Here is a 12,654-nt window from a genome sequence, read left to right as displayed (position 1 = left end):
CGGTACGATAGTGTGCCTTAACGGGAACATAGAAGACTGGGGAATTTCATTGGTATGGCGTCTGCAGCCGATCTGTTGCGTATTGAAAATCTCGACGTCTCCTTCTCGGTTTTCGGTGACCGACTCCGCGTCGTAAAACAAGCCAATCTTCGCATTCTTCCGGGCAAGGTCACTGCTCTCGTCGGTGAATCCGGCTCGGGAAAATCGGTGATCAGCCAGTCGATCATGGGCATCCTGCCCAATCCGGCCAAGGCCTCGGGCAGCATCCTTTTCACCGATCCGCTCGACGGCAGCACGACCGATATCCTGTCCTTTCCGCGCGACAGCGAGGAAATGCGCGACCTGCGCGGCCGCCGCATGGCGACGATCTTCCAGGAGCCGATGACCTCGCTCTCGCCGCTGCATACGATCGGCAACCAGATCAGCGAAGTGCTGCTGATCCATACCGAAGCCGACAAGCAGGAAGCCCGTGAAAAGACCGAGGAGATGCTTGGCCTGGTCGGCTTTTCCAACCCACATCGCACCTACGACATGTATCCGTTCGAACTGTCCGGCGGCATGCGCCAGCGCGCGATGATCGCCATGGCGCTGATCTGCAAGCCGGCGCTTTTGATCGCCGACGAGCCGACGACGGCGCTTGACGTGACGATCCAGGCGCAGATCCTGGAATTGCTCCGCGAGCTGCAGGCCAAGCTCGGCATGGCGATGCTGCTGATCACTCACGATCTCGGCATCGTCGCCAACATGGCCGACGAGGTGGTCGTCATCTACCACGGCGAGATCATGGAGGCCGGGCCGGTCGAGGCTATCTTCCGCAATCCCCAGCATCCCTACCTCAAGGGCCTGATGGCCGCCGTTCCGCATTTCGACATGAAACCCGGCGAGCGGCTGAAAGCGCTGCGCGAGGTAACGGTCAATCTCGAGTCCCTCGTCGGCAAGAAGAAGCCGCTGCAGGCTGAGGCGCCGGGCACCCTGCTGTCCGTCGCCAATCTCTCGAAGACCTACAAGACGCGCAAGCGCAGTTTCTTCGGCAAGCACGAAGCCACCGTCCTGCGCGCCGTCGACGACGTCAGCTTCGACATCCGCCGCGGCGAATGTCTCGGCCTGGTGGGCGAATCCGGCTGCGGCAAGACGACGCTCAGCAAGATCCTGATGCGCGCGATCACGCCGGACAGCGGCGCGGTGGTGTTCAACGACGGCAAGGAGGTCGTCGACGTCCTCTCTGTCAAAGGCTCAGAACTGCAGGACATGCGGACCAAGATCCAGATGGTGTTCCAGGATCCGGTCTCCTCGCTCTCGCCGCGCATGACGGTGCGCAACATCCTGAGTGAACCGCTCGAAATCCATGACCGCGGCGACAGCGACGAGCGCAAGCGCAAGGTCGAAGGGCTGATGGCGGCCATCGGCCTCGACAAGCGTTATCTCAGCCGTTACCCGCACAGTTTTTCGGGCGGCCAGCGCCAGCGCATCGGTATTGCGCGGGCGCTCGCGCTCGGCCCGAAGCTCGTCATCCTCGACGAGCCGGTCTCGGCGCTCGACGTCTCGGTGCAGGCGCAGATCCTCAATCTGTTGAAGGACCTGCAGAAGGAGCTGGGGCTTACCTATCTGTTCATTTCGCACAATCTCGCGGTCGTCGACTATATGGCCGACCGCATCGCGGTGATGTGCAAGGGCCGTATTGTCGAAATCGCGCCGCGCGAGATCATCCTGCGCGATCCGGTGCACCCCTATACGAAATCGCTGCTCGCCGCCGTGCCCTTCCCCGATCTCGACCGGCCGCTCGATTTCAAGGCGCTCAGAGAAAACGGCGCCGCTGACAAGCAGAACTGGGGCGCGACCTTCACCGCCGAGCATGACGACGCTTCCGAACTTGCCTATGCCGACCTCGGCGACGGTCATCTGGTGCGCGCCCGCAAAGGCGCCGATGCCAAGGAGTTGCGCTGATGGTGACGCGTCGTACGTTTCTCGGCGGCCTCGTGGGTGCGGCGATCGCGCCCGCGGTGCTTCGCGCCGGACAGGCCGGCGAGCCGGAATTCCTCAAGGAGCGGCTGACATCAGGCAGCCTGCCGCCGATGGCCGAGCGCATTCCGCTGCGCCCGCGCATCGTCAATCTGAAGGAGATGGGGCTCGAACCGGGTGCCTATGGCGGCACGGTGCGCACCATCATCGGCAGCCAGCGCGACATCCGCTTCATGACGATCTACGGCTATGCCCGCCTGGTCGGCTACAACAAGCACCTGCAGTTCCAGCCGGACATCCTGGCCCGTTTCCAGTCCGAGGACGACACGGTCTTCACCTTCACGCTGCGCGAGGGCCATAAATGGTCCGACGGCCAGCCGTTCACCGCCGACGATTTCCGCTACTGGTGGGAAGACGTCATCCTGAACGACAAGCTGACGCCCGGCGGCGGCGCGCTGGAGCTTCGTCCGCACGGCAGCCTGCCGCGCTTCGAAATGCTCGATCCGCTGACCGTGCGCTACACCTGGGAAAAACCCAACCCGATGTTCCTGCCGACGCTGGCAGGCCCGCAGCCGCTCGTCATCTTCGGCCCCGGTCATTATCTCAAGCAGTTCCACAAGAAATTCCAGCCGGACCAGGCGAAGATGGACGAGCTGATGAAGACCTATCGCGTCAAAAAATGGCAGGATCTGCACATCAAGATGGCGCGTTCCTATCGTCCGGAAAATCCGAACCTGCCGACGCTCGATCCCTGGCGCAATACGACGCCACTGCCGTCCGAGCAGTTCGTCTTCGAGCGCAACCCGTTCTTCCACCGGGTCGACGAGACCGGCAGGCAGCTTCCCTATCTCGACCGTTTCATCCTCAACGTCTCCTCCTCGTCGATCATCGCCGCCAAGGCTGGTGCAGGCGAAGCCGACCTGCAGGTGACCGGCATCGATTTCAACGACTACACCTTCCTGAAGGAGGCAGAGAAGCGGTTCCCGGTGAAGGTCAATCTCTGGAAGCTCGCGCGCGGCTCGCGCATCACGCTGCTGCCGAACCTCAACTGCGCCGACGAGGCGTGGCGCGGCCTCTTCCGCGACGTGCGCCTGCGCCGCGCTTTGTCGCTGGCGATCGACCGGCACGAGGTCAACATGGTGGCCTTCTACGGCCTCGGCACGCCAAGCGCCGATACCGTCCTGCCCGACAGCCCGCTCTTCAAGCAGGAATATGCCGACGCCTTCGTGAAGTTCGATCCCGACGAGGCCAACCGCCTGCTCGACGAGCTCGGCTTGACCAAACGCGGCGACGACGGCATCCGGCTGCTGCCGGACGGGCGTCGCGCCGAGATCACCGTCGAGACTGCCGGCGAGAGCAATCTCGACACCGACGTGCTGGAACTGGTGCACGACCACTGGGCCAATATCGGCCTGGCGCTCTATACCCGTACCTCGCAGCGCGACGTCTTCCGCAACCGCGCCATGAGCGGTTCGATCATGATGTCGATCTGGTACGGCCTCGACAATGGCGTGCCGACGGCGGACATGTCGCCTGCAGGCCTTGCCCCGACACTCGACGATCAGCTGCAATGGCCGCTCTGGGGCATGCATTACCTTTCCGCCGGCCAGGAGGGGGTCGCACCTGACCTGCCGGAGGCAGCCGAACTGGTTGACCTGCTTGGCCAATGGGGCTCGACGGCGAAATTCGAGGAGCGTCAGGTGATCTGGCACAAGATGCTGTCGCTCTATACGCAGCAGGTTTTCTCGATCGGTCTCATCAACAGCACGCTGCAGCCCGTTCTTTGCGCCGCCAAACTGCAGAACCTGCCGGAGAAAGCGCTCTACGGCTTCGATCCCACCTCCTATCTCGGCGTCTATATGCCGGATGCATTCTGGTACAAGGAGGCCTGAGGCGTGCTCAGATACATTCTCTGGCGCATCGCCGCCATGGTGCCGACACTCTTCGTCATTTCGGCGCTGGTTTTCACCATCATCGAGCTGCCGCCCGGCGACTTCTTCGAGAGCCAGATCGCCGAGCTGCGTGCCTCCGGCGAGACCGCCAACCTCCAGGAAATCGAGGAGATGCGGCAGCAATACGGCTTCGACAAACCGGAGATCGTGCGCTATTTCTACTGGGTCGGCGGCATGTTGCACGGCGATTTCGGTTATTCCTTCGAATACCAGCTGCCGGTCTCCGACGTCGTCGGCGATCGTTTGTGGCTGACGATGCTCGTCTCCTTCACGACGATCCTGCTCACCTGGCTGATCGCCTTTCCGATCGGCATCTATTCGGCCACGCACCAGTACAGCTGGGGTGATTACGGGCTGACGTTCCTCGGCCTGCTCGGCATCGCCGTTCCGAACTTCATGCTGGCACTGATCCTGATGTATTTCGCCAATATCTGGTTCGGCATCTCGATCGGCCATCTGATGGACCAGCAATATATCTCGGCGCCGATGAGCTGGGAGAAGGCGCGGTCGATCCTCTCTCATCTATGGATCCCCGTGATCATCGTCGGCACGGCCGGCACGGCCGGCATGATCCGGCGGCTGCGCGCCAACCTGCTCGACGAGATGCAGAAGCAGTATGTCGTCACCGCCCGCGCCAAGGGCCTGCCGCCGCTGAAGGCGCTGATCAAATATCCGCTGCGCATGGCGCTCAACTTCTTCGTCGCCGATATCGGCTCGATCCTGCCGTCGATCATCTCGGGCGCCGAGATCGTCGCGATCGTGCTGTCGCTGGAGACGACGGGGCCGATGCTCATCAAGGCGCTGCAGAGCCAGGACATGTATCTCGCCGGCTCCTTCCTGATGTTCCTGGCCTTCCTCAACGTCATCGGCGTGCTGATCTCCGACATCGCACTCGGCTTTCTTGATCCCCGCATCCGTCTGCAAGGCAGGAGCACCAAATAATGTCGCCCCTTCCCGCACCCGGCGCGCCGCTTCCCCATTACGTCTCGACTGCTCCTTTCGATCCGCTTGCGACCGAATCGATGACGTCGGCGCAATCGCGCATCCATCTCGCCTCGCAGAAGCAGCTGATGTGGTGGAAGTTCAAGCAGCACAAGCTGGCCTTGATCTCCGGCATCTTTCTCGCCGCCGTCTACCTGATGATCGTGATCGTCGAGTTCCTGGCGCCCTACGGGCTGCACACGCGCAATGTCGATTTCATCCACGCGCCGCCGCAGCGCGTCCACTTCTTCGACAAGGGCAGCTTCGTCGGTCCCTTCGTCTACGGCCGCAGCATGACGCTCGATATCGACACGCTGCACCGCGTCTATACCGACAAGACGAACGACGTGCAGCCGATCCGTTTCTTCTGCCGCGGCGATGCCTATAAATTCTGGGGCGTTGCCGCCTCGAACTATCATCTCGTCTGCCCGGCAATCGGCGGTCAGATGTTCCTGCTCGGCACCGACCGGCTCGGCCGTGACGTCCTTTCGCGCATTCTTTACGGCGCGCGGATATCGCTGACGATCGGTCTGATCGGGATTTCGATCAGCTTCGTGCTCGGCATCGTCATCGGCGGCCTCGCCGGCTATCGCGGCGGCGTCTTCGATCTCATCGTCCAGCGGCTGATCGAAGTGCTGCAATCGCTGCCGAGCCTGCCGCTATGGATGGCGCTGGCTGCCATCATGCCGGTGACGTGGAGCCCGATCGTCATCTATTTCGGCATCACCGTCATCCTCGGCATCATCGACTGGACGGGGCTCGCGCGTGCCGTGCGGTCCAAACTCCTGGCGCTGCGCGAGGAGGATTATGTCCAGGCAGCGCAGCTGATGGGGGCCAGCACGCCGCGCATCATCGGCCGGCATCTGGTGCCGGGCTTCATGTCGCATCTCATTGCGTCGGCGACGATTTCAATTCCCGGCATGATCCTTGGAGAGACCGCGCTCTCCTTCCTCGGCCTCGGCCTTCGTCCGCCGATCACCAGCTGGGGCATTCTGCTGACCGAGGCAAAAAGCGTCAGCGTCATCGCCTTCTATCCATGGCTGCTCTATCCGATCATTCCTGTTGTTCTTGTCATTTTGGCGTTCAACTTTCTGGGAGACGGCTTGCGTGATGCGGCAGATCCCTACAAATAGCAGGAAACGCGGCGGCGCATCACGGCACCGCCCCCACCTCTTGGCCTCCGGACGGTGGGGTTACTAAGTATGTTGCTGACCCCAGAAGGGATGCCCATGTCCAGACGTCTCGAAGATGCGCGCATCCTCATGTACAGCCACGATACTTTCGGTCTCGGCCATCTGCGCCGTTGTCGCGCCATCGCCCATGCGCTGGTCGAGGATTATCGCGGCCTCAATATTCTGATCATTTCGGGTGCCACGATTGCCGGCGCCTTCGACTACCGTGCCCGTGTCGACTTCGTGAAGATCCCGAGCGTCATCAAGCTCCGCAACGGCGAATACACCTCGCTCGCCAGCCATATCGACCTGCACGAGACGCTGAAGATGCGCGAATCGAGCATTCGCCACACGGCCGAGACCTTCCAGCCCGATATCTTCATCGTCGACAAGGAACCGATGGGACTGAAAGGCGAGGTCGAGGATACGCTCGCCTATCTCAAGGCCCGCGGCACCGTCCTGGTGCTCGGCCTGCGCGAGATCATGGATGCGCCGCATCTGCTCGAGGCCGAGTGGAAGAGGAACAGCATCATGCAGAAGATCGACCAGTATTACGACAGCGTCTGGGTTTACGGTCCGCCGGATTTCTACGATCCGCTGATCGGCCTCGACGTGCCGGCCAGCCTGCGCCGGAAGATGGATTTCGTCGGCTTCCTGCAGCGCAGCGTCTCCAGGGGCAAGACCTCGATCAACGCCCGAAAGGACAATTACATCCTCGTCACCACAGGCGGCGGCGGCGACGGCTCCGATCTCGTCCATGACGTCATGAACGCCTACGAGGCCGATCCGACGCTGACGCAGAAGGCGCTCGTCGTGCTCGGCCCCTATATGCCGGCCGCCGAGCGCGCCAAGCTGGTGCAGAAGGGGGAAGCCATCCCCTATATCGAGGTGATCGAATTCGACAACCACATGGAAGAGCTGATCGACGGCGCGACCGGCGTCGTCGCCATGGGCGGTTATAACACCTATTGCGAGATCCTCTCCTTCGACAAGCCGGCCCTCATCGTGCCGCGTGTCAAGCCACGCGAGGAGCAACTGCTACGCGCCCAACGCGCGAGCGAACTCGGCCTCGTCGACATGCTGCTGCCGGAACAATCGGTCGATCCGACCATCATGGCCGAAGCGCTGAAGCGCCTGCCCTCCCGTCAGCCACCGTCGAAGAGCGGCGGCAATATGCGTCTCGAAGGACTGGACCATATCTCGCAGACCGTCGGTCGCTGGATCGACGGCCGCGGCAGCCACCTTTCCCTCGTCGGCGCGGAATAGGGCACAGCCTTGCCGCCACGCCGCAAGATCCTCGTCGTGCTGAAAGGCTATCCCCGCCTTTCGGAAACCTTCATCGCCCAGGAACTGCTCGGCCTCGAAAAGGCCGGCTTCGACCTCACGCTGATTTCGATGCGCCGGCCGACCGACAAGAAGCGCCATCCCGTGCATGACGAGATCCGGGCGCGCGTCGTCTATCTGCCGGAATATCTGCACGAAGAGCCGATCCGAGTGCTGAAGGGCCTCATCGCCGGCCTCTCCAAACCCGGCTTCAAGGCGCTGATGAAACGCTTCCTCGCCGACCTCAAGCGCGACGTCTCCCGCAACCGCTTCCGCCGCCTCGGACAGGCGCTAGTGCTGGGGCGCGAATGGCCGGACGAGGGCGAATGGCTGCATGCCCATTTCATCCACACGCCGGCTTCGGTGACGGAATATGCGAGCATCCTCACGGGCACGCCCTGGACCTGTTCGGCGCACGCCAAGGACATATGGACGTCTCCCGACTGGGAGCTGAACGAGAAACTCGGCAGCGCCCGCTGGACCGTCACCTGCACCAGGACAGGCTACGACCATATGCGCACGCTGACGTCACGCAAGGAGGCCGTGCACTTGAGTTACCACGGTCTCGATCTCGCCCGCTTCGGCCATTTTGCCGGCGAGCGTTCGGACCGGACCGGCAGCGACCCCGACGATCCGGCCTTCATCCTCAGCGTCGGCCGCGCCGTCGAGAAGAAGGGCTACGACGTGCTGCTGCGCGCGCTTGCGCTGTTGCCCGCCGACCTTCAATGGCGCATGGACCATATCGGCGGCGGCGAGGAGCTTGCGAAACTGAAGGCGATGGCCAACGAACTCGGCATCTCCGGCCGCATCGTCTGGAAGGGCGCCATGGCCCAGGAAGACGTGCTCGATCATTACCGCCGCGCCGACCTCTTCGCGCTCGCCTGCCGGATCGCTGCCAACGGCGACCGCGACGGCTTGCCGAACGTCCTGGTCGAGGCCTCCAGCCAGCGGCTCGTCTGCCTCTCGACCGAAGTATCCGGCGTACCGGAACTCCTGAAGAACGGTGAAAACGGCCTCGTCGTGCCGCCGGACGACCCGACGAAGCTCGCCGAGGCGCTGGAGGCGGCGATCCGCGACCCGGCGCTGCGCAAGCGGCTCGGCGATGCCGCCGAACACCAGGTGCGCCAATATTTCGACTATCACTCCAGCATCAGACAGCTCACCGGCCTGTTCGAGGCCGAATGGCAGAAGGCGTCATGACGGCACCGCGCATTTTCTTCTACGTCCAGCACTTGCTCGGCATCGGCCACATAGCCCGCGCCAGCCGCATCGCCAACGCGCTGGTCAGGGACGGTTTTGACGTCACTGTCGTGACCGGCGGCCTGCCGGTGCCGGGCTTTCCCGGCGAAGGCGTGAAGACCGTGGCCTTGCCGGCGGTCGTTGCCAGCAATGCCGGTTTCTCCGGTCTCGCCGATGCCGATGGCCGGCCGGCCGGCGAGGACTTCCTCCATGCCCGCCGCCAGCTGCTGCTCGATGCCTTTCATGCCGCAAGGCCCGATGTCGTCATCATCGAAGCCTTCCCGTTCGGCCGGCGACAGATGCGCTTCGAACTGCTGCCGCTGCTCGAGGCGATCGACAAGGCCGAGCCGCGGCCGAAACTTCTAAGTTCGGTGCGCGACATCCTGCAGCAAAACCGCAAGGCCGGCCGCGACGCGGAGACCGCCACACTGGTCAAGGATCATTTCGATGCCGTGCTCGTCCATGGCGATCCCGGTTTCGTCAGGCTTGAGGACACCTTCCCGCTGACAGCCGAGATCGCCGACAGGCTGCGTTATACCGGCCTCGTCGCAGCCCCGCCGGCGCCCGAACCGACCGAGACATTCGACATCATCGCATCGGCGGGCGGCGGCGCGGTCGGCGCCGCGCTGATCGGCGCGGCAAAAGAGGCGGCAGCGCTGCTACCGGACGATCTTCGCTGGCTGCTGGTCGCTGGCCCGAACCTGCCGGAGGCCGATTTCGCCGCGCTGTCTGAGGACGCGGCCCCGAATGTGACGCTGGTGCGCTTCCGCAAGGATTTTCCCTCGCTGCTGCGCGGCGCCAAGGTGTCGATCTCGCAGGCAGGTTACAACACGGTCGGCGACCTGCTGCGCACCGAATGCCGGGCGATCCTCATCCCTTTCGTCGCCGGTGGTGAGACCGAGCAGACGGTGCGCGCCGAACGGCTGCAGGCGCTCGGCCTCGCCGATATTCTGCCGGAAACCGGACTGACGGCGGGCCATGTGAAAGAGGCGGTGGAAAAGGCGCTCGCCGCACAGCCACGGGGGCCGGTCTCGCTCGACCTCGATGGGGCGGAGAAAACCGCCCTCATCATTCGCTCCATGATTGCCGAATCCCTCGCCTAATCCAAAATTCCTGTGGTATAAGCAATGTTCAGGCGAGAATCGGCACTTTTGAAGCCGGTCCTTTCGCCTTGTTTTCATTGCGATATCGGCGGTCCGGCTGCATGATCCTGTTCTTAAGATCCCTCCCCGTCCCGGCGCCCGGATCGCGCCCCCGGAATTTCCCAGCAAGCTGACGGTTAGCCATGGAAAAAAGCCTCGCCCGCTACATCTGGAAGAACACGCGGCTGCAGCAGCTGTGGATTCTGGCTGTCGTCGCCGCCTCGATGGTCCCCTACTTCTTGTCCTTCGACCTGCCGAAGCAGATCGTCAACGGACCGATCCAGGGTGACGGCTTCGAAGGTCCGGGCGCAACGCAGACTTTTATGCACATTGCCTACGACCTGCCGCTGATCGGCCATGTCGAATTCTTTCAAGGGTTGCAGCTCAACCGCTTCCAGATGCTGATGGCCCTCAGCCTGGTGTTTCTGGCGCTGGTGGTGCTGAACGGCCTCTTCAAGTTCTACATCAACACCTATAAAGGCCGGCTCGGCGAGCGCATGCTGCGCCGTATCCGCTTCGAGCTGATCGACCGGGTGCTGCGTTTTCCGCCCATTCACTTCAAGCGGGTGAAATCGGCCGAAATCGCCACCATGATCAAGGACGAGGTGGAGCCGATGGGCGGCTTCACCGGCGATGCCTTCGTCTCCCCTGCCCTTCTCGGCGGCCAGGCGATCACGGCTCTCGCCTTCATCATTGTGCAAAATTTCTGGCTCGGCATGATCGCCGCCGGCATCGTCGGCGTCCAGGCCATCGTCATTCCCCGCATGCGCAAGCGCCTGCTGGATCTCGGTCGCCAGCGGCAGCTAACGGCGCGCGAGCTCTCCGGTCGCGTCGGCGAAATCGTCGACGGCATCGGCACGATCCACGGCAACGACACATCAAACCTCGAACGCGCCGACATCGCCTCGCGACTCGGCCGGATCTTCTCGATCCGCTACGACCTTTACCAGTGGAAGTTCCTGGTGAAGTTCATCAACAATTTCCTCGCTCAGGTCACGCCTTTCCTGTTTTACGCGATCGGCGGCTACCTGGCGCTGCAGGGCCGGCTCGACATCGGCCAGCTCGTCGCCGTCATATCAGCCTACAAGGACCTGCCCGGTCCGCTGAAGGAACTGATCGACTGGGACCAGATGCGCCAGGACGTGCAGGTGAAGTACCAGCAGGTCTATGAGCAGTTCAATGTCGAGCCACTGATCGACAGCCGCATCCAGGAACTCGCGACCGCCCCGGTCGGCGCGCTGACGGGCGCGTTCGTCGTCACCAACCTGTCGCTCTCCGACGACAGCGGCGCCCGCCTTGTCGACCACGTCTCCGTCGAGATCAAGCCGAACGAGACGGTGGCGATCGTCGGGCCGAACGGCAGCGGCGCCGAAGCCTTCGCCGAAGCGCTCGGCCGCATGGTCTGGCCGGACTCCGGCCGCATCACCATCGACGGCCGCGATCTGCTGGACATGCCGGAATCGATCACCGGCCGGCGGATCTCCTATGCCTCGTCCGACACCTTCTTCTTTCACGGCACGCTCGCCAGCAATCTGCTCTACGGCCTGAAACATGCGCCGATGACCGATCCGGTTTACGACGAGCGGGAAGCGCTGGAGTATAAATGGCATTCCGCCGAGGCGGAGAAGGCCGGCAATCCGACGCTCGACCTCAATAGCGACTGGGTGGACTACAAGGCCGCCGGCGCCAGTGGGCCCGAGGACATTCTGAAAGCGATCCGCCCGGTGCTCGACGCCGTCCTGATCTCGCAGGACATCCTCGATCTGGCGCTGCGCTCGACCGTCAACACAGACGTGCACGTGGCGCTCGGCGACCACGTCGTGGCGCTACGCGCCTCGCTCAGGGACCGGCTGCGCGACGAGGGGCTCGACACGATCGTCGTGCCTTTCGATTTCGACGCCTATAACGCCCAGGCGACGGTTGGCGAGAACCTGCTCTTCGGCACGATGAAGCGGCCTTTGATGACCAACCGCAGGCTTGCTGCGCATCCCTATTTCCAGCAGCTATTCCGTGAGACCGGCCTCAGCACCGATCTCTACGACATGGGCCTCGAGATCGCCGAGAACGCGGTGGAACTCTTCCACGACCTGCCGCCGGACCATCCTTTCTTCCAGCAGCTGACCTTCATGACGGCGGACGACATTCCGACCTACCAGGCGCTGCTGCAGAAGCTGCAAAGCCGCCGCTTCGAGGACGCCACGCCTGAGGAGCGTTCGGCCATCATCCGGCTGAGTTTTGCCTATATCGAGCCGCGCCACCGCTTCGGCTTGCTGACGAACGAGCTCATGGACAAGATCGTCAGCGCCCGCAAGCAGTTCCACGAACATATTCCGGCCGATCTCGCCGAGCTGATCGAGCGCTACGACGCCGAGCGTTTCACGCCGTCGGCAAGCCTGATGGACAACGTGCTTTTCGGCCGTATCGCCTATCAGCAGGCCGACGCCTCCGACCGCCTCCGCGGCATCATGGGCGAACTCTTCGATGCGCTCGACCTTTATGACGACGTGCTGTCGATCGGCCTCGAATTCGACGTCGGCTCCGGCGGCAAACGGCTGACCATGGTGCAGCGGCAGAAGCTGAACCTGGCCCGCGCGCTATTGAAGCGCTCGGATTATTTCATCTTCAACCGGCCGCTGTCGGCGCTCGACCAGCGCGTTCAGGATCAGATCACCCGCAACATCATCGAGAACCTGCACGAGGAAGGCCATCGGCCGGCGATCATCTGGGTGCTCTCCAATGCCCGGCTGGCAGAGATGTTCGACCGGATCCTGCTCTTCGACCGCGGCGGATTGGCGGAAGCCGGAAACTATCCGGAACTTTCCGAGAAAAACGGGATGTTCAAGGAACTGTTATCGTAATATTCTATAGGGGCGGCGATGGTGGGTG

The 12,654-nt window shown here is 62.9% G+C and carries 8 protein-coding genes; all 8 read left to right on the top strand.

Annotated elements, in window-relative coordinates; genetic code table 11:
- The first annotated feature begins 54 nt into the window (after positions 1-54).
- The 8 genes from RLCC275e_RS28345 to RLCC275e_RS28310 all read left to right on the top strand — a co-directional run bounded on the left by RLCC275e_RS28345 (position 55) and on the right by RLCC275e_RS28310 (position 12,626).
- The gene (locus RLCC275e_RS28345; protein ID WP_033183787.1) at positions 55-1,944 is read left to right on the top strand and encodes an ABC transporter ATP-binding protein; all 1,890 of its coding nucleotides are present in this window, start codon (positions 55-57) and stop codon (positions 1,942-1,944) included.
- Positions 1,944-3,851, top strand: a complete 1,908-nt coding sequence (locus RLCC275e_RS28340) for an ABC transporter substrate-binding protein (protein WP_033183788.1) — start codon at positions 1,944-1,946, stop codon at positions 3,849-3,851. Before RLCC275e_RS28345 ends, RLCC275e_RS28340 begins: the two co-directional genes overlap by 1 nt.
- 3 nt (positions 3,852-3,854) lie before the next feature.
- Entirely contained in the window at positions 3,855-4,853 is a 999-nt protein-coding gene (locus RLCC275e_RS28335) for an ABC transporter permease (RefSeq protein ID WP_033183789.1), read from the top strand.
- The gene (locus RLCC275e_RS28330; protein ID WP_033183790.1) at positions 4,853-6,025 is read left to right on the top strand and encodes an ABC transporter permease; all 1,173 of its coding nucleotides are present in this window, start codon (positions 4,853-4,855) and stop codon (positions 6,023-6,025) included. Before RLCC275e_RS28335 ends, RLCC275e_RS28330 begins: the two co-directional genes overlap by 1 nt.
- Positions 6,026-6,121: 96 nt before the next feature.
- Positions 6,122-7,330, top strand: coding sequence for a glycosyltransferase family protein (locus RLCC275e_RS28325; RefSeq protein WP_033183791.1), 1,209 nt, complete (start codon positions 6,122-6,124; stop codon positions 7,328-7,330).
- Between the two features lie 9 nt (positions 7,331-7,339).
- On the top strand, positions 7,340-8,587 hold the full coding sequence (locus tag RLCC275e_RS28320; RefSeq protein ID WP_033183792.1) for a glycosyltransferase family 4 protein: 1,248 nt from the start codon (positions 7,340-7,342) through the stop codon (positions 8,585-8,587).
- On the top strand, positions 8,584-9,729 hold the full coding sequence (locus RLCC275e_RS28315) for a glycosyltransferase family protein (protein ID WP_033183897.1): 1,146 nt from the start codon (positions 8,584-8,586) through the stop codon (positions 9,727-9,729). Before RLCC275e_RS28320 ends, RLCC275e_RS28315 begins: the two co-directional genes overlap by 4 nt.
- A gap of 182 nt (positions 9,730-9,911) precedes the next feature.
- The gene (locus RLCC275e_RS28310; RefSeq protein ID WP_033183793.1) at positions 9,912-12,626 is read left to right on the top strand and encodes an ABC transporter transmembrane domain-containing protein; all 2,715 of its coding nucleotides are present in this window, start codon (positions 9,912-9,914) and stop codon (positions 12,624-12,626) included.
- Positions 12,627-12,654: the final 28 nt, after the last annotated feature.

Origin of the sequence: Rhizobium brockwellii (assembly GCF_000769405.2) — a bacterium.
GTDB classification, from domain to species: domain Bacteria; phylum Pseudomonadota; class Alphaproteobacteria; order Rhizobiales; family Rhizobiaceae; genus Rhizobium; species Rhizobium brockwellii.
This window is presented reverse-complemented; position numbering and strand designations above follow the sequence as displayed.

Excerpts from the sequence above, each read along its gene's own strand:
- RLCC275e_RS28345 (WP_033183787.1), top strand. The coding sequence starts at position 55 with ATGGCGTCTGCAGCCGATCTGTTGCGTATTGAAAATCTCGACGTCTCC.
- RLCC275e_RS28340 (WP_033183788.1), top strand. The coding sequence starts at position 1,944 with ATGGTGACGCGTCGTACGTTTCTCGGCGGCCTCGTGGGTGCGGCGATC.
- RLCC275e_RS28330 (WP_033183790.1), top strand. The coding sequence starts at position 4,853 with ATGTCGCCCCTTCCCGCACCCGGCGCGCCGCTTCCCCATTACGTCTCG.
- RLCC275e_RS28325 (WP_033183791.1), top strand. The coding sequence starts at position 6,122 with ATGTCCAGACGTCTCGAAGATGCGCGCATCCTCATGTACAGCCACGAT.
- RLCC275e_RS28315 (WP_033183897.1), top strand. The coding sequence starts at position 8,584 with ATGACGGCACCGCGCATTTTCTTCTACGTCCAGCACTTGCTCGGCATC.
- RLCC275e_RS28310 (WP_033183793.1), top strand. The coding sequence starts at position 9,912 with ATGGAAAAAAGCCTCGCCCGCTACATCTGGAAGAACACGCGGCTGCAG.